The organism is Tabrizicola sp., assembly GCF_034366665.1.
Taxonomy (GTDB): Bacteria; Pseudomonadota; Alphaproteobacteria; order Rhodobacterales; family Rhodobacteraceae; genus Tabrizicola.
The window spans coordinates 45,222-63,827 of the sequence record NZ_JAXMMF010000096.1; the positions used below are offsets into that span (position 1 = coordinate 45,222).

Annotated in this window: 19 protein-coding genes; 12 read left to right on the plus strand and 7 right to left on the minus strand. The window is 64.8% G+C overall.

The genetic code is table 11. From position 1 onward, the window contains the following. The first annotated feature begins 98 nt into the window (after window positions 1-98). The 7 genes from U1E69_RS12805 to U1E69_RS12835 all read left to right on the plus strand — a co-directional run bounded on the left by U1E69_RS12805 (window position 99) and on the right by U1E69_RS12835 (window position 4,813). Entirely contained in the window at window positions 99-713 is a 615-nt protein-coding gene (locus tag U1E69_RS12805) for a ribonuclease D (protein ID WP_322244755.1), read from the plus strand. Next, the gene (locus U1E69_RS12810) at window positions 694-1,656 is read left to right on the plus strand and encodes a KpsF/GutQ family sugar-phosphate isomerase (protein WP_322244756.1); all 963 of its coding nucleotides are present in this window, start codon (window positions 694-696) and stop codon (window positions 1,654-1,656) included. Before U1E69_RS12805 ends, U1E69_RS12810 begins: the two co-directional genes overlap by 20 nt. A 1-nt stretch (window position 1,657) precedes the next feature. After that, window positions 1,658-2,260 (plus strand): LPS export ABC transporter periplasmic protein LptC, encoded by a 603-nt coding sequence (gene lptC, locus U1E69_RS12815; RefSeq protein WP_322244757.1) that lies wholly within the window; start codon window positions 1,658-1,660, stop codon window positions 2,258-2,260. Window positions 2,261-2,282: 22 nt separating this feature from the next. Next, the gene (locus U1E69_RS12820; RefSeq protein WP_322244758.1) at window positions 2,283-2,768 is read left to right on the plus strand and encodes an LptA/OstA family protein; all 486 of its coding nucleotides are present in this window, start codon (window positions 2,283-2,285) and stop codon (window positions 2,766-2,768) included. After that, a complete protein-coding gene (gene lptB, locus U1E69_RS12825) occupies window positions 2,768-3,526 on the plus strand; it encodes an LPS export ABC transporter ATP-binding protein (protein WP_322244759.1) in 759 nt (252 codons plus the stop codon). The genes U1E69_RS12820 and lptB overlap by 1 nt, the downstream gene beginning before the upstream one ends. A 212-nt stretch (window positions 3,527-3,738) precedes the next feature. After that, window positions 3,739-4,314 carry a ribosome hibernation-promoting factor, HPF/YfiA family gene (hpf, locus tag U1E69_RS12830; protein WP_322244760.1) on the plus strand — a complete coding sequence of 192 codons (576 nt, stop codon included), beginning with the start codon at window positions 3,739-3,741 and terminating at the stop codon, window positions 4,312-4,314. A 34-nt stretch (window positions 4,315-4,348) separates the two neighbouring features. Then, window positions 4,349-4,813 (plus strand): PTS sugar transporter subunit IIA, encoded by a 465-nt coding sequence (locus U1E69_RS12835; protein ID WP_322244761.1) that lies wholly within the window; start codon window positions 4,349-4,351, stop codon window positions 4,811-4,813. Window positions 4,814-4,966: 153 nt separating this feature from the next. Here the strand turns inward: U1E69_RS12835 and U1E69_RS12840 are convergent, their stop codons facing one another. The 7 genes from U1E69_RS12840 to cysQ form a co-directional block, all read right to left on the minus strand. Beyond that, a complete protein-coding gene (locus U1E69_RS12840; RefSeq protein WP_322244762.1) occupies window positions 4,967-6,355 on the minus strand; it encodes a nodulation protein NodH in 1,389 nt (462 codons plus the stop codon). Next, the gene (locus U1E69_RS12845; RefSeq protein ID WP_322244834.1) at window positions 6,352-8,031 is read right to left on the minus strand and encodes a beta-1,6-N-acetylglucosaminyltransferase; all 1,680 of its coding nucleotides are present in this window, start codon (window positions 8,029-8,031) and stop codon (window positions 6,352-6,354) included. Before U1E69_RS12845 ends, U1E69_RS12840 begins: the two co-directional genes overlap by 4 nt. A gap of 29 nt (window positions 8,032-8,060) precedes the next feature. Continuing rightward, window positions 8,061-9,071 (minus strand): glycosyltransferase family 2 protein, encoded by a 1,011-nt coding sequence (locus U1E69_RS12850; RefSeq protein WP_322244763.1) that lies wholly within the window; start codon window positions 9,069-9,071, stop codon window positions 8,061-8,063. A gap of 31 nt (window positions 9,072-9,102) precedes the next feature. Then, entirely contained in the window at window positions 9,103-10,125 is a 1,023-nt protein-coding gene (locus U1E69_RS12855; protein WP_322244764.1) for a glycosyltransferase family 2 protein, read from the minus strand. 80 nt (window positions 10,126-10,205) lie between these two features. Continuing rightward, window positions 10,206-11,102: a UTP--glucose-1-phosphate uridylyltransferase GalU gene (gene galU, locus U1E69_RS12860; protein WP_322244765.1), complete on the minus strand. Its 897-nt coding sequence runs from the start codon at window positions 11,100-11,102 to the stop codon at window positions 10,206-10,208. 174 nt (window positions 11,103-11,276) lie between these two features. Continuing rightward, window positions 11,277-12,071: a manno-octulosonate cytidylyltransferase gene (locus U1E69_RS12865; RefSeq protein ID WP_322244766.1), complete on the minus strand. Its 795-nt coding sequence runs from the start codon at window positions 12,069-12,071 to the stop codon at window positions 11,277-11,279. Beyond that, window positions 12,068-12,856: a 3'(2'),5'-bisphosphate nucleotidase CysQ gene (gene cysQ, locus U1E69_RS12870; RefSeq protein WP_322244767.1), complete on the minus strand. Its 789-nt coding sequence runs from the start codon at window positions 12,854-12,856 to the stop codon at window positions 12,068-12,070. Before cysQ ends, U1E69_RS12865 begins: the two co-directional genes overlap by 4 nt. Before the next feature lie 109 nt (window positions 12,857-12,965). On the opposite strand from cysQ, the gene U1E69_RS12875 reads away from it, so the two are divergent. The 5 genes from U1E69_RS12875 to radC all read left to right on the plus strand — a co-directional run bounded on the left by U1E69_RS12875 (window position 12,966) and on the right by radC (window position 18,582). Further along, entirely contained in the window at window positions 12,966-13,790 is an 825-nt protein-coding gene (locus U1E69_RS12875) for an ABC transporter permease (protein ID WP_322244768.1), read from the plus strand. Further along, complete coding sequence (locus U1E69_RS12880; RefSeq protein WP_322244769.1) at window positions 13,787-14,383, plus strand: COG3650 family protein; 597 nt, start codon at window positions 13,787-13,789, stop codon at window positions 14,381-14,383. Before U1E69_RS12875 ends, U1E69_RS12880 begins: the two co-directional genes overlap by 4 nt. A 207-nt stretch (window positions 14,384-14,590) precedes the next feature. Further along, the gene (gene dnaK / locus U1E69_RS12885) at window positions 14,591-16,498 is read left to right on the plus strand and encodes a molecular chaperone DnaK (protein WP_322244770.1); all 1,908 of its coding nucleotides are present in this window, start codon (window positions 14,591-14,593) and stop codon (window positions 16,496-16,498) included. Between the two features lie 72 nt (window positions 16,499-16,570). Then, window positions 16,571-17,728 carry a molecular chaperone DnaJ gene (gene dnaJ, locus U1E69_RS12890; RefSeq protein ID WP_322244771.1) on the plus strand — a complete coding sequence of 386 codons (1,158 nt, stop codon included), beginning with the start codon at window positions 16,571-16,573 and terminating at the stop codon, window positions 17,726-17,728. Between the two features lie 89 nt (window positions 17,729-17,817). Further along, window positions 17,818-18,582 carry a RadC family protein gene (gene radC, locus U1E69_RS12895; protein WP_322244772.1) on the plus strand — a complete coding sequence of 255 codons (765 nt, stop codon included), beginning with the start codon at window positions 17,818-17,820 and terminating at the stop codon, window positions 18,580-18,582. Window positions 18,583-18,606: the final 24 nt, after the last annotated feature.

Sequence of the window (18,606 nt, forward strand, 5' to 3'; positions counted from 1 at the left end):
GCCCCGACGAGCGGTCGGTGCAGGGTGAGGCGCACCGCAGTTGACCCTTCGGGGCCGCAAGCGTAATCCGGGGGCTGATCCAGCAAAGAGCATCCCCCTTGGCAATCCATCTGCACCAATCCGACCTTCCCGACGGCCTGGCCCTTGGCCCTGTCGTCGCCATCGACACCGAGACGATGGGCCTCGACCCTCGGCGCGACCGGCTGTGCGTGGTGCAGCTGTCAGACGGGTCAGGCGACGCGCATCTGGTGCAGATCGCCAAGGGCCAGACCCGCGCGCCGAATCTGGAACGGCTGCTGGCGGACCCCGGCACGTTGAAGCTGTTCCACTACGGCCGCTTCGACATTGCGGTGATGAAGAAGGCCTTCGGCGTGACGACCGCGCCGGTGTGGTGCACCAAGATCGCCTCGAAGCTGATCCGCACCTTCACTGACCGGCATGGGCTGAAATACCTGCTGGCGGACCTGATTGGCGTGGATGTGTCGAAGCAGCAGCAGACCAGCGACTGGGGCTCGGTCACCCTGACAGACGCGCAAAAGGAATATGCGGCGTCGGACGTGCTGTACCTTCACGCGCTCAAGGCGGAACTTGAGGCCCGGCTGATCCGCGAGGACCGTCTGGACCTGGCGCAGCGGCTGTTCGCCTTCCTGCCGACACGGGCCGAGCTGGACCTGATGGGCTGGGAAGATACCAATGACATCTTCCTCCACTGACCTTCTGGCCACCGGCCGCCGGGTGATCCGCCGCGAGGCGGGGGCGCTGGACACTCTGGCCGATGTCCTGGACGACAGCTTTGCCAAGGCCGTCGGCCTTCTGATGGCCGCAAAGGGGCGGGTCATCGTGTCGGGCATGGGGAAATCGGGCCATATCGCGCGAAAGATCGCCGCGACCTTCGCCAGCACCGGGACGCCCGCGCATTTCGTCCACCCGGCAGAGGCCAGCCACGGCGACCTCGGCATGGTGGCTGCGGGCGACGTGCTGATCGTGCTGTCGAACTCGGGCGAGACGCCGGAACTGGCCGATATCCTGGCCCATGCCAAGCGCTTCGGCATCCCGATGATCGGGATCACCAGCCGGGACGGGTCAACCCTGATGCGGCAGGCGACTGTCGGCCTCTTGCTACCCGAGGTGCCGGAAGCCTGCGAAAAGGGGATCGTGCCCACGACCTCGACCACCATGACGCTGGCCTTGGGCGACGCGCTGGCCATCGCATTGATGGAGCACCGTGCCTTCACCCCCGAACATTTCCGCATGTTCCACCCCGGTGGCAAGCTTGGGGCGCGGCTTTTGAAGGTCAGCGACCTGATGCACGCGGACCCGCCGCTGGTCGCCGCCGACCTGCCGATGGGCGAGACTCTGCTGGAGATCACGAAGCGCGGTTATGGCGTCGTGGGCGTGACCGACGCGCAGGGGGACCTGGCCGGTATCATCACCGACGGAGACCTGCGGCGGCATCTGGATGGGCTGATGCTGCATGTCGCGGGCGAAGTCATGACGCCAAACCCGCGCACAATCGGCCCCGAGGCGCTGGCGGGTGAGGCCTTGGCCCTGATGAATGACCGCAAGATCACCTGCCTGCTGGTGACGGCAGCCGACAGCCGCAGCCCGATCGGCATCCTGCATGTCCACGACTGCCTGCGGGCGGGCGTCGCCTGAAATGGCGCGGATCGACCGGCATACGCGTGTGGTGGGCTGGCTGAAGGTGGTCTTGCCATTGGCCGCGCTGGCCATCCTGTCGACGCTGTTCCTTGTCGCCCGGCGGATCGATCCCGAAGCCGCCCTGCCCTATGCCGAAGTCGACGTCGAGGACTTGGCGCGCGAGCCGCGGATGACCGCTCCGACCTATGCCGGGACTACCGAGGATGGCTCGGCGCTGACGCTGTCCGCCGACGAGGCGCGACCGGCGGCCGAGGGCCAATCCGCCCAGGCGGCGGGGCTTCGGCTGGACCTTGCCACTCCGGATGGCGGGCGGACCGAACTGGTTGCGGCCGAGGCGCGGATGGACGACACCACCCGCCAGATGGTGCTGTCGGGCGGGGTCACGCTGACGACCTCGACCGGGTATCGGCTGGAAACCGCGGAAATCGTCGCCAAGCTGGACCGGACCGGGCTGGAAAGTCGGGTGCCAGTCACGGCGACGGGACCGGCGGGCGAGATCACGGCCGACAGTATGGTGCTTGGTCAGGACAACCGCACCCCGGGGGCGTATGTTCTGGTTTTCAACGGCAGCGTCCGGCTGGTATACCAACCGGGCGGCTGACCCGGCTGCAGAGGTTCGACGCATGGCATTCCGGTTTGGTTATCTGGTCCTGACCCTGGCGCTGACAGCGCAGGTTGCCGAAGCACAGCAGAAGATCGCCTTTGGCGAGCTGAACCAGGACACAACGCTGCCGGTTCAGGTGGCGGCCGACCAGCTCGCGGTGAACAACGCCGACGGGACTGCGGTCTTCAGCGGCAACGTCGTCGTCACGCAAGGCGAGATGAAGCTTGCCGCGGGCGAAGTGAAGGTCACCTACGGGACCACGCAAAGCGATATCGAAAGCCTGATCGCCTCGGGCGGGGTGACGGTCACAAACCTTGGCGACGCGGCCGAGGCGCAGGAAGCGGTCTATACCATCGACAGCGGGGTGATCGTGCTGTCTGGGGATGTGCTGCTGACGCAAGGGGGATCGGCGATGGCGGGGCAGAAGCTGTCGATCAACCTCAAGGACGGGACCGGGGTGATGGAGGGGCGCGTGACCACGACCTTCCAGCCGGCGGGCGACTGATGGCGCGACCAGAGCTGACAGTGACCGATGGCCAGGCGGGGTTGCAGATCCGCAGCTTGCGCAAAAGCTACAAGAAGCGGCCGGTGATCCGCGACGTCAGCATGGACCTGCACCGCGGCGAAGTGGTGGCTTTGCTGGGCCCGAACGGATCGGGCAAGACGACGTGCTTTTATTCCATCGCTGGCCTCGTGATGCCCGAGGGCGGGCAGGTGCTGATTGACGGCAAGGATGTGACCGCGCTGCCGATGTACCGCCGCGCGCGGCTGGGGATCGGCTATCTGCCGCAGGAAGTCAGCATTTTCAGGGGCTTGTCCGTTGAAGACAACATCCTGGCCGTGCTGGAGATCGTGCAGCCTGACCGCCACAAGCGACGCGAGCGGCTGGAAGAGTTGCTGTCCGAATTCTCGATCACCCACCTGCGGCGGACGCCCGCCCTGGCGCTGTCGGGCGGTGAACGCAGGCGGGTCGAGATCGCGCGGTGCCTGGCGGCGGACCCAAAGTATCTGTTGCTGGACGAACCCTTCGCGGGGGTCGATCCCATCGCAGTGGGGGAAATTCGCCACCTGGTGCATGACCTGAAAAGCCGCGGCATCGGGGTCCTGATCACCGACCACAATGTGCGTGAGACGCTGGAGATCGTGGATCGCGCCTATATCCTGCACGATGGCAAGGTCCTGATGAGCGGGACGACAGACGAGGTCGTGCGCGACGAAACCGTGCGCCGCGTCTACCTGGGCGAGAACTTCCGCATCGTCTGAACCATCGCATCGATTCGGTTGACAACCGGGGGCGGGGCTGCGCCAAATACCCGCAATGCGTGCGTCATTTGCCTCTGGTTTGACCCGTCCCGCCGCGAAGTCTTCAGTCGGCGGTCCTTGCGTGACGCAACGTTTCTTCCATCTCTTGTGTAGGGGATCGGTGCGACCGGGATGACCCGGCTCGCACTGGAATGCATGTGAAAGGAGAGGTCATGCGCTATCAGATCAGTGGGAAACAGATCGACGTCGGTGAGGCTCTTCAGACCCATGTGAAGGCGGAAATGGGCGAGGTGGTCGAGAAGTACGCCCAGCGCCCGACCGAATGTATCGTGGTTTTCTCGCGGGTTGCGCATGAATTCGTCTGCGAGGCGGTGATCCATCTGTCCACCGGCCTGACCGCACAGGCCAAGGGCCATGCCTCGGAAATCTACGCGGCTTTCGAGTCCTGCCGCGAAAAGCTGGACAAGCAGCTGCGGCGCTACAAGCGGCGGATCCGCAACCACCACTCCAACCGTCCGGGGCCTGTTGAATTCGGCGGGGCGTCCTCGTATATCCTCGCCGGAACCGAGGACGCCGAGGAAGCTGAGCCCGACAGCCTGCAGCCCGTGGTCATCGCCGAGATGGAGACGAAGATTCCTTCGATCACCGTGGGCGAGGCCGTGATGCAGATGGAACTGGCGGGGCAGAAGATGCTGGTGTTCAGGAACGAAGGACATGGGGGCGTGAATGTCGTGTACCGTCGGGAGGACGGGAACATCGGCTGGATCGATCCTCGAAACGCAAAGTAACGCGCCCGGACTGGCGCAGGAACAACGCCCCCTCATGGAACTATCCAAGCTACTTGTGCCAGGCGCCGTTCGGGTTGTCGGGCAGTTCACCTCAAAGAAGCGGCTGTTTCAGGAGCTGGGCGAGATCGCGGCGCAGGCTTACGGCCTGAGCGGGGCGGCGGCCATCGACGGGCTGCAGGAACGCGAGTCGCTGGGACCGACCGGCGTGGGGCATGGCATCGCCCTGCCCCATGCCCGGCTGGAAGACCTGAAGGGCATCATCGGGGTCTTCCTGCGGCTGGAAAAGCCCTTGGACTATGACAGCGTCGACCGGCAGCCGGTGGACCTGGTCTTCGGCCTTTTCGCCCCCAAGGATTCCGGCGTGGATCATCTGAAGGCGCTGGCCCTGGTCAGCCGAACCATGCGCGACCCGTCGGTGGTGACCAAGCTGCGGGCGAACTCGGACCCGGCGAAGCTGTACGCGATCCTGACAGAAAGCCGCGCGCCGCAGGCGGCCTGACACGCCCACGCGTGGCGCGAGTACTGGAGTCAATGAAATCACTGTCTTGGTTGCGGGCATTCCGGTCGGCTTGACCAACCGCTCGTCGATGACTTCGTCACTCCTCGCTGGCGTCCGCCTTCCGACGAGGAGACGAAGTCGAACGAGGAGGCGTCACTTGCGCCAGCGGGCGAAGCCAAAGCCCATGTAGTCGCGCTGGTAGGCCTCGGCGGCGGCGGTTTCCAGCGTTTCGTCCCAGATGGAAAGCAACTCCGCCTCGGCTGGATCGGGCGCGATGACCAGAGGGGTGACGCCGCCCTCGGCCGCAAGAATGGCAAGGCCTTCCGCCAGGCTGTCCTCTCGCAACAGATGGTCGAGCGGCTGAAAGCAGGCAAAGCCCTGCACCAGCGCGGTCTGGCTGGCCAGGCTGGGGTCGACACGGGCCCCGGTCTGACCCCCGACAGCAAGACGGCAGTAGGTCAGGAAAATCCGGAAGGCGGCACGTTCGGCCTCGACGCTGACGAAAGGCTCACCGGGCGGCTGCAACTCGGCCAGGAAGCCGTTGATCAGGATGCGGCGCAGGTCCTGCGCTTCGCCCATCATGATCTTGCGGCGGAAGGCGACATGGGCGCGGAGCAGCGGATGGCGAAGCACCGTGAAGCTGCGATGCCCCGCATGCTTGCGCTTCCACTGGCGCAGCGACTTCTGCTCGAACCCCTCGGTCACATCGCCCAGGCGGGCGAACCAGTCGCGGATCGCGGTGTCGGGGCCAGAGCGGATCGGGAAGAACAGAAGGCCCGCCTCGGACGCCAGCGCGGTGGGCACCCCGGCGGCGCGGCGCGGTTCGAAGCTGGGGGTTCTTCCCAGGTTGAAGACATCTACCGCCGCGATCGCCTCGGCCAGTGCTTCGGGGTTTTCCAGTTTGTCTTCCAGGGGTCCAGGGTTCTGCTTTTTCAGCGTGTCGTCCAGCGACTTCAGCCGCGCCTCGATGCCCAGGAAGGCGGCAAGGCCGTTCATCACGTCCAGTGATCCAAGGTCGTCGTAATCCAGGTAGAAGGCCGTCTGCCCCGTGGTCTGCAAGGCATTCAGAAGCAGGAGCTGGAAGGCCTGGATGTCCTGGACGTGCTTCAGAAACTCCGGCACGTCGAAGCGGACCTTGGCGGTCTTCAGCCGCTTGGGGTTGGTCAGCTTCCACTGGTCGGTGGCCTGGGCAATCTTCCAGGACACGTAGCTTTCCAAGGGGTTGCGGGTCAGGATGATCTTGGCGCAAGCGGGATCGGGCAGTACGTCATCCAGGATACGCAGGTCGTGGTCGTGGAAAAAGCGGAAGCCGGGCAGGCCCTCGGTGTTTTCGCGCAGCTTGCGCAGCAGGGGGCGCGGGTCGCGGTCACGCTCTTCCATCGTGATGCCGAAAAGCTCGGTCCGGTCCTTCTTGCCCAGGATGTAGCGGTTGAAGACCTCGCCGTGGCTGTGGACGCCGGGCAGCGCGTTCAGGTTCGCCTCGAGCAGGTTCGACCCGGTGCGCATTTCGGCGAAGACGACGAAAGAGTGAAAGCGGCTCATCTGACGACGCGGGGCCGGGCGAAGGGGGGCGCGGGCAGCGCAAGCTCGGCGTCCGAGGGGAAGTCGCCCATCAGGACCGGGGCCATGCCCTGATTGCGCAGGTCCTGCAGGAAGCTGCCGAAGCCGTGCAGGTCCAAAAGCTGCGGCAGGTCGGTCATGCGGTGGGCACCGCGGGGGTTCAGCAGATCGACCAGCTGCTCCAGCGGTTCGGCCGGGTTCTCGATGAACTCGGCCAGCGACAAGATGCGGGTGCGGGCCTTGGTTTCGGGACCCTTCAAGAGGTGGATGAAGTCGCTTTCGACTTTCTGCAGGCGGGCAGCTTCGGTGCGAACTTCGGCGGCGCTGCGACCGGACTGCCAAAGCGGGATGGCGAAGGCACCCGAGATCAGGAAGATCGAGGCGTTGGGGTCCGAGGCGATGACGGGGGCGATCTCTTGCTCGTCCCCGGGGCCGAACTGGAAGCACTGGGTTTCGCCGCGGGTGTTCCAGATCAGGTTCGCAAGGAAGCTGCGCGGGTTGTAGTCGCGCAAGGTAGGGCTGTCCGAAAGGCCGCCCTTGAAGACGGTTTCGCCGTCCGCGAACTGCACCCGGTCGAAGGCGAAGAGATGGCCGTGGACCCGGGCCTCCAGCGCGCGGGCAAGCCAGGGCTGGAAGTCGGGGAACAGGGGGGCAAAGCCACAGAAGACGCCGTAGGGCGCGGCGGACTGCGTGCCGCCACGGGCGCGGATCGGGAAGCGGCTTTGCATGTAAAGACCCGGGCGGCCGTTGACGCGGCGCTCGACCGCCTTGGCGAAGAGGCGGTTGATCTTGCCGGGGCTGGGTTCGGTCGCGTGGGCGCGGTCCCCGTCGGGGGTAAGGAAGGTGCGGTAGAGGAGGTCTGCCTGGTGCCAGGCCTTGCGGGCAATGAAAGCGTCGGCCTGACGCAGCAGGTGCAGGTGGTCGTCGTAGAAGATGTAGGGCCGGCCCTGGTAGTCGAACTTGGACAGCGTCAGCGAGCGGCTTTCGATGCGGGTCGAAACTTGGCGGACCAGGCTTTGAAAATAGCTTTCGTCGGGTATCCACATGCGCTTGAAGTAGCGGTCGATCCGGGCGCGGTCCTTGTGTTGCAGGATCGCTTGCAGCGTGGGGCGGGTCAGGCACCACCACTGGCTGCCAAGGTGGGGGACAAGCCCCTGCGGCAAGCGACGGCGAAACCGAAACAAGCGTTGCAGGCTGACGTAACCGTCAAAAAGGCGGCGCTGGCTTTTCCATTTGAAGGGGAAGCGCAGGGTGAAGCGTTCCTCGTTCAGCCCGCCGATGGTCCAGCCGACATCCGCCGTGGTGACGCTTTCGATGAAATCGGTGTCAGGGTGCCGGGCAAGGTGGGCCTGCAAGGCGCGGACCGGCTTGATCGGCAGGCAAGACCCCGAGGCCAGAAGGACATGGCTGACCTGGGGGAAGTCCGCCAGCATCCGGGTCGCAGCGTCCTGGGTGGCCTGGACGATGCCGAAAGTGCCCCAGTCGCAGGGCAGGCGGGGGGTGAAGCGGATGTCGGGCAGGTCCTGCAGCGCGGCGCGAAGGCCGTCGAACTGGGCTTGCGGCGTGCGGGCGTCGACGTGGATGACCACCGGGCAGCCGTGATCGGACCAGTGCCGGGCCAGTTGCGCAGCGCGGTCCAGCGCGGCGTGGCACAGCATGACGACACCCATTTTGACGTCAGGAGGGGTCACGCCCAGTTTCCTTTCGACATCAGGCCCAGGATCTCCAGTTGTCGCCAGTTGACATACTTCTCGCTCCAATTGCACCAGAGATCGCGTTCGCGGCTGATCCCTTCGCGGTAGGCGCGGTATTCGGCGCTTTGGGCGTAATGTTCGCCGCGCGCCAGTTCCTCGGCGGCCTTGGCAGCGAAGGTGTCCAGGAACTTGGCGTGGAGGAGGACGCCGGACGGTTTCTCGCCGCCCTGGTCGTCGTAGACCAGGTTCAGCCGCCGGGGCAGCAGCATGTGGGTCGAAGAGACGTAGGCGTAAGAGCGGTCCCATTTGACCAGCGGGGTCTTGTTCATCGCAGGGGCGCGTTTCGGGCGGTCGGTGAAGAACAGGCGCGCGCGGGGGCCGCCCTGGATCCAGAGATTGCGATACAGCGGATTGCGGCTGATGACGTAGTTGCCGCTGTCGAAGTATTGGGCGATCTCGAAGGGGTTCTGGCCCTCGCGGTAGGGCTGTTCGTGCATCGCGCCCTTGGGGTACATGTCCAGCATCATGGCGCCAAAGCTGGGGGCCTCGGCGCTGTCCAGCCAGTCGGTCAGGGCGCCAAGGGGGCGGGTTTCGCAGAACGGGTAGACGAGGAATTCGTCCACGTCGACCGTGACGCACCAGCGGCCATGCCCGTGGCGGCGCAGAAGATGCATCATCCAGTCCATGCCGAAGCGCGACTGCTTGTAGCCGGCGGTCGCGGACCAGACGGAGACGTCGGGCTGGTCGGCCAGGTATTCGCGCGTGCCGTCGTCCGAGCCGTTGTCGACGATCAGGAAGTGGTCGACGCCAAGACGGCGGTAGTAGGTCAGGAAATACGGCAGCCGCACGCGTTCGTTGCGAACGGTCGAGAAGAGAAGGATGGGCTGGGCAGGCAGGCTGGCAGTGCGGTCAGCGACCGGGGTCAGCTGGCGACGGCGGCGGAAGGCGCGCACCAGCAGATATTGGCGCCGCGTCCGAAGCCGCAAAAGCGTGGTCAGGCCCATCGCCTGCCTCGCGGCCCGGAGTGTGGTTCCGTCATATCCAGCCGCCCCGCGACATCAGGCCCAAAGCCTCCATCTGTCGCCAGCCGGTGTAGCGGGTGGATGCCCGCGTATGCAACACCGGGTTGGCGGTCAGATGGTCGTAGTAGGCAGCATATTGGCCAGCGTTGCCGAAATGCTCGCCCCGGGCCTTCTCTTCCGCGGAACGTTCGGTGATGCCGGGCAGGAATTTGGTGTGCAGGAGGATGCCTGAGGTCAGCTCTCCCCCATCGGTGGCGTAAACCTCGTTCAGCCTTGGGGGCAGCAGCGCGTGGGTGGAGTTCACATAGGCATAGCGCCAGTGCCAGCGGACCAGGGGGGTCTTGTTCAGCGTCGGCGCGCGGCGGGGGGCGACGGCGAAGAAGGCCCGCGCCCGGGCCCCGCCCTGAACCCACAAGTTGCGCATCCGGGGCTGGACCTGCACCTGATAGTTCCCGGTGTCGAACCAGCCAAGGTGGTCAGTGGGGTCGTCCCCTGGGCCGACGTCCCCCTCGGACACCGGACCTTCGGGATACATGTCCACCGTCAGCGCGCCAAAGCTGTCGCGGCCCTGGGTGTCCAGCCAGCCGGTCAGGGCAGGCAGGGGTCGGGTCTGCCAGTAGGGGTAGATCAGAAGCTCATCCGCATCCAGCGTCAGGCACCAATGGCCCGAGCCGTACTGCATCATCAGCCAGGTCAGCCAGTCCATCCCGAAGCGGCTGGCCTTGTAGCTGGCCACCGTTGCCCACAGCGACACATCAGGCTGGTCGCGCAGCAGGTTGGCTGTGCCGTCCGTGCTGGCGTTGTCCACGGCCAGGAAATGCCGCACGCCTTGCGCCCGGTGATGGCGCAGGAAATGCGGCAGGCGGGCGGCTTCGTTCCGCACGCACAGAAAGCAGAGCACGTCCTGGGGTGCGATCTGCACGGTGCGATCCTGAAGGGCGCGCAGCTCGCTCCGCTTGCGCCAGGCGCGCCAGAGCAGACGCTGGCGGCGGGTGCGCAGCTTGAACGCCAGAAGCGCCCCGGCAAGCCCGGTCAACGGGGGGTCAAGCGTGCCGATCGGGCAGGCATGGGGCAGGCCCGGGGGAAAGCTGCGCGTCTCGCCCGGGCTGCCCAAGCCTATTGCGCGGCCTTCTGCATCGCCACCATCTCGTGCAGGAAGTCCGCGAATTCTTCGCCAAACTCGGGCCGCGACAGGCCGAAGGCGACGGTCGCCTGCAGGAAACCGATCTTCGAGCCGCAGTCATAACGCTGGCCCCGGAAGCGCAGGCCGTAGACGCCGCCCTTCTTCTTGGTTTCCTGCGCGATGGCGTCGGTCAGCTGAATCTCGCCGCCCGCACCCTGCTTGATCTTGTTCAGGTTGGTCAGCACCTGCGGCGTCAGGATATAGCGGCCAATGACAGCCAGGTTTGACGGCGCTTTGCCCTGCGCGGGCTTTTCCACCATGCCCCGGACCTTGACGATCTGACCGTCATCCTCGCCGATATCCAGGATACCGTAGCTGGAGGTCCGCTTCGGCGCGACTTCCATCGCCGCGACCATGCAGCCGCCGGTTTCGGCATGGGCCTCGACCATCTGCTGCAGGCAGGGCTTTTCGGCGGCAATCACGTCGTCGGGCAGAAGAACCGCGAAAGGCTCGTTCCCGATCAGGCGGCGGGCGCACCAGACAGCGTGGCCCAGGCCCATCGGCCGGTTCTGCCGGACATAGGCGATGGCGCCCGAATCCATGTTGGTGTCCTTCAGGACATCCAGAAGATCGGTCTTGTTCTTGCGGCGGAGTTCCGATTCCAGTTCCGGCGCGTGGTCGAAGTAGTCCTCAAGCGCCGATTTCCCGCGCGAGGTCACGAATATGAATTCCTTGATTCCGGCCGCACGGGCTTCGTCGATGGCGTACTGGATCAGCGGCCGGTCGACGAGGGTCATGATCTCTTTCGGGATCGACTTGGTCGCAGGCAGGAAGCGCGTGCCCAGGCCCGCGACCGGAAAGACTGCTTTGGTGATTTTCTTCGGTTTCATGACTCGTCCTAACCCTGTCTGGTCGTGATCAATAGTTCGGGCTCAAAAGCATTGTCAGGCGAATCTGACCTTATCCGGGCAGCCCCGCGGCAATATTTGTAACCTGCCCTATGGCTGCGGGTTTCGCATCAAAAAACGACGAAAAGACGACGTCCCGACAGGCTGACAGCGTTTTCAACCTGGGGTTGCCGCGACGAGCATCCGTTCAATGATCGCGACGTCCGACGGGTTGTTCAGCTCCCAGAACTCGCGGCCGCGGGCCTGGACTTCGACGCACAGGACGGGGTGGCCGTTTTCCAGGAAGCGCAGCTGTTCCAGGCCTTCCAGCTGCTCCAGCGTGCCCAGCGGCCAGGCGGGATAGGCGGCAAGCGCGGCGGGGCGGTAGGCGTAGACGCCGACGTGGTGGAAGACCGGAGTCGGGGCCTCGGGCGCATAGGGAGTTGCGGTGAAGGGGATGACTTCCTTGGAAAAATACAGCCCGTGGCGGTTCCGATCGAAAACCGCCGTGGTGCCGCCGACCCGGCCAGCCTTGCGGTCGGCCAGCAGGCTGGCCAGCGCCCGCCCATCGCAGCGCAGGACCGGTGTTGCGATCTGGGCATGGAGGTCGGCGTTCAAGCCTGCGATCAGATCCTCGACGAACCAGGGGGGCGTCAGCGGGGCGTCGCCTTGCAGGTTCACGATGATGTCGAAGCCCGGCAGCTTGGCGGCCACCTCGGCGCAGCGTTCGGTGCCGTTGCGGGCGTCGGACGAGGTCGTCACCACCTCGGCCCCGAAGGCCAAGGCGTGGTCGGCGATTCGGGCGTCATCTGTGGCCACGACGACCCGGTCCGCGCCACGCACGGCCATCGCGGCCTCCCAGCTGCGACGGATCAGGGTCTTGGGGCCGTCCGGGCCGGTCAGCGTGACCAGCGGCTTGCCGGGGTAGCGCGTGCTGGCATAGCGGGCGGGAATGGCTATGAGCGTGGTCATTTCAGCACCACTCCCGGCGCGTAGGCGATGAAGAACGGATTGTCCCAGCCGGGCTTGCCGTAGGCAAGGGGCTGGTGGGTGTCGAACCTCACGACATGGCCCCCTGCCCCGCGCAGGACGGCATCACCGGCGGCGGTGTCCCATTCCATCGTCCGGCCAAGGCGGGGGTAAAGGTCGGCCTCTCCCGTAGCGACCAGGCAGAACTTCAGGCTGGACCCGGCCGAGGTCATGTCGCGGACAGCATAGCGCGAGATGTAATCGTCGGTCGCCTGGTCGCGGTGGGACTTGGAGGCCACGACCATCAGGGCCGCGTTGTCGGGGGTAGAGACCTTCAGCGGCGTCAGGGCGCCCGGTTCTGGGCCGAACGGGCCGGTTTCCTCAACCGCGGTGCCGTCAGGCAGGGTGTAGAACAGGCGGTCCTTGGCAGGGGCATAGACGACGCCCAGGGTGGGGATGCCGTCCCGGACATAGGCAATGTTGACGGTAAAGTCGCCGCGGCGCTGGACGAACTCCTTGGTGCCGTCGAGGGGGTCGACGATGAAGAAGGTGGTGGCGGTCAGGGCGTGGGAGGCGGCCTGTTCCTCGGTGATCAGCGGCACCTCGGGAAACGCGGCGCGCAGGCCGGCCGAGATCACGGCATCGGCGGCCTCGTCCGCCTCGGTCACCGGCGAGGCGTCGCCCTTGGCGCGGACCTCGAAGTCGGGGCCGTGATAGACCTGCAGGATACGCTCGCCTGCTTCCAGCGCCAGTCGGCGGAAAAGCGGCACTGCCTTGGCAAAATCCATCATCTCTCCTGCGGCGATTGATTAGCGGTTTTGCGGCCCTTATCCTGCGTCGTCAACGGAACGGCAAGATTTGCTGATGCAAGATGCCGCCGGAAGGAGTCTGGGCTGCATGTTCCGACACAAGCCGCAAGAGCGTTCATGGATCGGCCTGGGGTTCGAAACCCTGGAGCTGATCTATCATGTCGGCGTGCGCAACCTGCGCAAGACGCACAACAATGCGGTGCTTGGCCTGGTGATGTCGATCATGCAGGCGCTGATCATGCTGCTGATCATGTTCTTCATGATGAGCCTGTTCGGCATGCGCCGCATCGCGGTGCGCGGCGACTTCATGCTGTATGTGATGTCGGGCGTCTTCATGTTCATGACCCACGTCAAAGCCATCGGGGCGGTGTCGCATGCCGACGGGCCGACCTCGCAGATGATGATGCACGCGCCGATGAACCCGATCATCTCGATCATGGGGGCGGCCTTGGGCTCGCTTTACCAGCAGACGCTGTCAGCGGCAGTGATCCTGTTCGTCTACCACGCGCTTTGGAACCCGATCACCATCGACCAGCCGGTGGGGATGCTGGGAATGTTCCTGTTGTCCTGGTTTACCGGGATCGGGATCGGGATGGTGTTCCTGTCGGCGAAGCCCTGGCAGCCCGAACTGGTGGGCATCCTTGTCACGCTTTACACGCGGGCCAACGTGATCGCCTCGGGCAAGATGGTGCTGGCCAACAACCTGGCGACCAACCGCCGCAACTGGTTCGACTGGAACCCGCTGTTTCATACCATCGACCAGGCGCGCGGGTTCGTCTTCCTGAACTACACGCCGCGTTATACCGACTATCACTATGCCATCTATTATGCGCTGGTCTGCATGATGATCGGCCTGATGGCGGAATTCTTCACCCGGCAACATGCCTCGGCCAGTTGGAACAAGCGGCGATGATCCGGTTTCTGTTCCTGTGTCTTTTCCTGACGCTCCCCCTGAAAGCCGAGGAGTTTCCCGCGCTTTATGCTGTCACCGGCGTCTCCGCCGACGACGTGCTGAACATCCGCGCCCGACCCGATGCCGGTGCACCAATCATCGGCAGCCTTGCCCCCAATGCGACGGGGGTCGAGGTGATCGCAACATCGGGCACCTGGGCGGTGGTCAACAGCGCCGAAGGCTCGGGCTATGCCGCGCTACGCTTTCTGAGGCGCGAGCCAGGGCCGGACTGGAACGCATTGCAGACCCCGCTTGCCTGCTTTGGAACCGAACCCTTCTGGTCGCTTGAGATCGATCCCCAGCGCGGCGAGACGCGGTTCATGACGCCGGACGACCAGGCGCCCGCCGCTGAAAAGATCTCAGGCCGCTGGCCTGCCCAGCCCTGGGCGCAGTCAGCGGCGATCGGTCTGTCAGACGGCATCGCCGTTCTTGCCGGGGCCGAGTGTTCCGATGGCATGTCGGACCGCAGCTACGGGATCGCCGTCGACATCTTCCGCACCGGACCGGCAGGCGGCGGCCGCTTGTCGGGCTGCTGTCTTCTGGCCCAGCCCTGAGGCCGCATCGAAGTGCCCGGATTTTCCGCATCACCGACGAAGATTCACTGCTCTGCCCGCGCGGCAAGAGTTGCAGGCCCGAAACCGCCTGCCTATATACGCCTCACACGGGTGCCAGGCCGCCAGACCTGACACCTATCCAGGGCGGGGATGCCTCCTTCTCAAGGGTCCTTGCCGGAACATCGCCTGAAGTAAAGGGATACACACATGGCTAAAGTCATCGGTATTGACCTCGGGACCACGAACTCTTGCGTTGCCATCATGGATGGTTCGCAGCCTCGGGTCATCGAGAACTCGGAAGGCGCGCGCACGACGCCTTCGATCGTCGGCTTCACGGAAAGCGAACGCCTGGTCGGCCAGCCCGCCAAGCGCCAGGCCGTGACCAACCCGGCGAACACCGTCTTCGCGGTGAAGCGCCTGATCGGCCGCCGCCTGGGCGACGCCGAGGTGGAAAAGGACAAGAAGCTTGTCCCGTACAACATCGTCGATGGCGGGAACGGCGACGCCTGGGTCCAGGTCCGTGGCGAGAAGTATTCGCCCAGCCAGGTCAGCGCGTTCATCCTGCAGAAGATGAAAGAAACCGCCGAGTCGTACCTGGGCGAGACCGTCACCCAGGCTGTGATCACGGTGCCCGCCTATTTCAACGACGCCCAGCGTCAGGCCACCAAGGATGCCGGCAAGATCGCCGGTCTTGAAGTGCTGCGCATCATCAACGAGCCCACGGCGGCCGCACTGGCCTATGGTCTGGACAAGAAGGAATCGCGCACCATCGCGGTCTATGACCTTGGCGGCGGCACCTTCGACATCACCATCCTGGAAATCGACGACGGGTTGTTCGAGGTGAAGTCGACCAACGGCGACACCTTCCTTGGCGGCGAAGACTTCGACATGCGCATCGTCCAGTACCTGGCCGATGAGTTCAAGAAAGAGCATGGCGTCGACCTGACCCTGGACAAGATGGCGCTGCAGCGTCTGAAGGAAGCCTCGGAAAAGGCCAAGATCGAGCTGTCGTCGTCCCAGCAGACCGAGATCAACCAGCCGTTCATCAGCATGGACAAGAACACCGGGCAGCCCCTGCACCTGGTCGTCAAGCTGACCCGGTCCAAGCTGGAAAGCCTGGTCGAGGACCTGATCAAGAAGTCGATCAAGCCCTGCATCGCCGCGCTGAAGGATGCCGGTGTGTCCAAGGACGACATCGACGAGGTCGTGCTGGTCGGCGGTATGACCCGCATGCCGCGCGTGATCGAGGAAGTGACCAAGTACTTCGGCAAGGAACCCCACAAGGGCGTGAACCCCGATGAAGTCGTAGCCTTGGGCGCGGCCATTCAGGCCGGCGTTCTGCAGGGCGACGTCAAGGACGTTGTGCTTCTGGACGTGACGCCCCTCAGCTTGGGGATCGAAACGCTGGGTGGCGTCTTCACCCGCCTGATCGACCGCAACACGACGATCCCGACCAAGAAGTCTCAGGTCTTCTCGACCGCCGAGGACAATCAGAACGCGGTGACGATCCGCGTGTTCCAGGGCGAGCGGGAAATGGCCGCCGACAACAAGATGCTGGGCCAGTTCAACCTGGAACAGATCCCGCCCGCCCCGCGTGGCGTGCCGCAGATCGAGGTGACCTTCGACATTGACGCCAACGGCATCGTGTCGGTGAAAGCCAAGGACAAGGGCACCAACAAGGAACAGGCGATCACCATCCAGGCCTCGGGTGGTCTGTCGGATGCGGACATCGAACAGATGATCAAGGACGCCGAGGCGAACGCCGAAGCCGACAAGGAACGTCGTGAGCTGGTCGAGACGAAGAACCAGGGCGAAAGCCTGCTGCACTCGACCAGGAAGTCGCTGGCCGAGCATGGCGACAAGGTCGATCCTTCCACCGTCGAGGCGATCGAGCTGGCGATGGGTCCGCTGGAGGATGCGCTGAAAGGCGAAGATCCCGGCAAGATCAAGAGCGGCATCCAGAACCTGACGGAAGCTGCGATGAAGCTGGGCGAGGCGATCTACAAGGCCAGCCAGACCGAAGGCAGCGCGTCCGAGGATGACCCGCGGCCGGTGGATGACGATGATATCGTCGACGCCGACTTCGAGGACCTGGGCAACAACAAGCGGAAGTAAGCCGCAGGAACACGGGAAGGGGGCGGTCTGGCAACGGACCGCCCCTCCTCGGTTCCCTATGGGGGTTTTGCCGTGGCAAAGCGCGATTATTACGAGGTCCTTGGGGCAAAGAAGGGCGCGTCGGCCGAAGAGCTGAAGAAGGCTTACCGGACGAAGGCGAAAGAGCTGCACCCCGACCGCAACGCCGACAATCCGCAGGCCGAGGCCCAGTTCAAGGAAGTGAACGAGGCTTACGAGGTTCTGAAGGACGAACAGAAGAAGGCGGCCTATGACCGCTTCGGCCATGCCGCGTTTGAAAACGGCATGGGCGGGGGTCCGCGTCCGGGGGCCTATGGCGGCCAGCAGGGCGATTTCGCGTCGGCGTTCTCGGACGTGTTCGAGGACCTGTTCGGCGATTTCATGGGCCGCGGTGGCGGCGGAGGCGGCGGCGGGCGGTCTCGCGCCCAGCGCGGCTCGGACCTGCGCTACAACATGCGGATCTCGCTGGAAGAGGCCTATGCGGGCATCCAGAAGACGATCTCGGTGCCCACGTCCGTCACCTGCGACACCTGTCACGGGTCCGGCGCGGAAGGCGGGGCCGAGCCTGTCACCTGCCCGACCTGCAACGGTATGGGCAAGGTCCGGGCGCAGCAGGGTTTCTTCACGATCGAACGGACCTGCCACCAGTGCAACGGCATGGGCCAGATCATCAAGAACCCGTGCAAGACCTGCGGCGGCCAGGGCCGGATGCAGCGCGAAAAGCAGCTGTCCGTCAACATCCCGCAAGGGGTGGAAACCGGCACGCGGATTCGTCTTGCCGGTGAGGGCGAGGCGGGCCTGCGCGGCGGGCCGAATGGCGACCTTTACATCTTCATCGAGGTGAAAGAGCACGCCTTGTTCCAGCGCGATGGGGTGCATCTCTTTTGCCGTGTGCCCGTGTCAATGCCGACAGCTGCGCTGGGTGGCGAGATCGAGGTGCCGACGATCGATGGCGGCAAGGCCAGGGTCAAGGTCCCGGCCGGGGCGCAGTCGGGCAAGCAGATGCGGCTTCGGATGAAGGGGATGCCGGCGTTGCGGTCCTCGAACACCGGCGACATGGTGATCGAATTGGCGGTGGAGACCCCGGTCAATCTGACCTCGCGCCAGCGCGACCTGCTGAAGGAGTTCGAGAAGCTGAGCGAGGAGAACAACCCCGAAAGCTCCAGCTTTTTCAGCAAGGTCAAGGGCTTTTGGGACGGGATGAAAGGCTAGTACATGCGTAGGGTGGGCGATATCGCCCACCCTACTCTTGCGCTGCGCCGTTAACCGTTTCTCAACCATGACGCGGCAGACTTTCCCGCATGGTCCAGTCGTTCCACGAACCCTTTCTACCCCTGGTCGCGCCTGCGGGGGACGCCGATGAGGCCGAACCGCAGGCGTTGACCGGGCGCTTGCCCTCTTACATAGCCGACCACCGCCAGCGCCTGCGAGACCGCTTCCTGCAAGGCGGGGGCACAGCTCTACCAGACTACGAACTTCTTGAACTCGTCCTCTTCCGCGCGATCCCGCGGCAGGACGTGAAGCCGCTGGCAAGGCTCCTCCTCGACACGTTCGGCGATTTCAACCGGGTCATCACCGCCTCCCCCGCCCGCTTGCAGATGGTCAAGGGCGCAGGTCCCGCCGTGGTGCTGGAACTGAAGCTGGTCGAAGCCGCCGCACAACGGATGATGCGGGCGCGGGTGATCCAGAAGCCGATCCTGTCCTCGTGGGACGCGCTGCTCGACTACTGCCACACCACGATGGCCCACCGCGAGACGGAACAGTTCCGCGTCCTATACCTCGACCGCAAGAACGTGCTGATCGCCGATGAGGAACAGGCCAAAGGCACCGTCGATCATGTCCCCGTCTACCCGCGCGAGATCGTCAAGCGCGCGCTGGAGCTGAACGCCAGCGCGCTGATTCTGGTCCACAACCACCCCTCGGGCGACCCCACGCCGTCCGATGCCGACCTGTCGATGACGCATCAGGTCAAGGACGCCTGCGAAGCCTTGGGCCTGACCCTGCATGACCACCTGATCATCGGCAAAAGCCGTGAATTGAGCTTCCGCTCAACGGGCTACCTTTAGCCCACGGCTTGCGCTACGCCTAAG

Coding starts and splice junctions, on each gene's coding strand:
- U1E69_RS12810 (WP_322244756.1), top strand. CDS start 694: ATGACATCTTCCTCCACTGACCTTCTGGCCACCGGCCGCCGGGTGATC.
- lptC (WP_322244757.1), top strand. CDS start 1,658: ATGGCGCGGATCGACCGGCATACGCGTGTGGTGGGCTGGCTGAAGGTG.
- U1E69_RS12820 (WP_322244758.1), top strand. CDS start 2,283: ATGGCATTCCGGTTTGGTTATCTGGTCCTGACCCTGGCGCTGACAGCG.
- lptB (WP_322244759.1), top strand. CDS start 2,768: ATGGCGCGACCAGAGCTGACAGTGACCGATGGCCAGGCGGGGTTGCAG.
- hpf (WP_322244760.1), top strand. CDS start 3,739: ATGCGCTATCAGATCAGTGGGAAACAGATCGACGTCGGTGAGGCTCTT.
- U1E69_RS12835 (WP_322244761.1), top strand. CDS start 4,349: ATGGAACTATCCAAGCTACTTGTGCCAGGCGCCGTTCGGGTTGTCGGG.
- U1E69_RS12840 (WP_322244762.1), bottom strand. CDS start 6,355: ATGAGCCGCTTTCACTCTTTCGTCGTCTTCGCCGAAATGCGCACCGGG.
- U1E69_RS12845 (WP_322244834.1), bottom strand. CDS start 8,031: ATGCTGTGCCACGCCGCGCTGGACCGCGCTGCGCAACTGGCCCGGCAC.
- U1E69_RS12850 (WP_322244763.1), bottom strand. CDS start 9,071: ATGGGCCTGACCACGCTTTTGCGGCTTCGGACGCGGCGCCAATATCTG.
- galU (WP_322244765.1), bottom strand. CDS start 11,102: ATGAAACCGAAGAAAATCACCAAAGCAGTCTTTCCGGTCGCGGGCCTG.
- U1E69_RS12865 (WP_322244766.1), bottom strand. CDS start 12,071: ATGACCACGCTCATAGCCATTCCCGCCCGCTATGCCAGCACGCGCTAC.
- cysQ (WP_322244767.1), bottom strand. CDS start 12,856: ATGGATTTTGCCAAGGCAGTGCCGCTTTTCCGCCGACTGGCGCTGGAA.
- U1E69_RS12875 (WP_322244768.1), top strand. CDS start 12,966: ATGTTCCGACACAAGCCGCAAGAGCGTTCATGGATCGGCCTGGGGTTC.
- U1E69_RS12880 (WP_322244769.1), top strand. CDS start 13,787: ATGATCCGGTTTCTGTTCCTGTGTCTTTTCCTGACGCTCCCCCTGAAA.
- dnaK (WP_322244770.1), top strand. CDS start 14,591: ATGGCTAAAGTCATCGGTATTGACCTCGGGACCACGAACTCTTGCGTT.
- radC (WP_322244772.1), top strand. CDS start 17,818: ATGGTCCAGTCGTTCCACGAACCCTTTCTACCCCTGGTCGCGCCTGCG.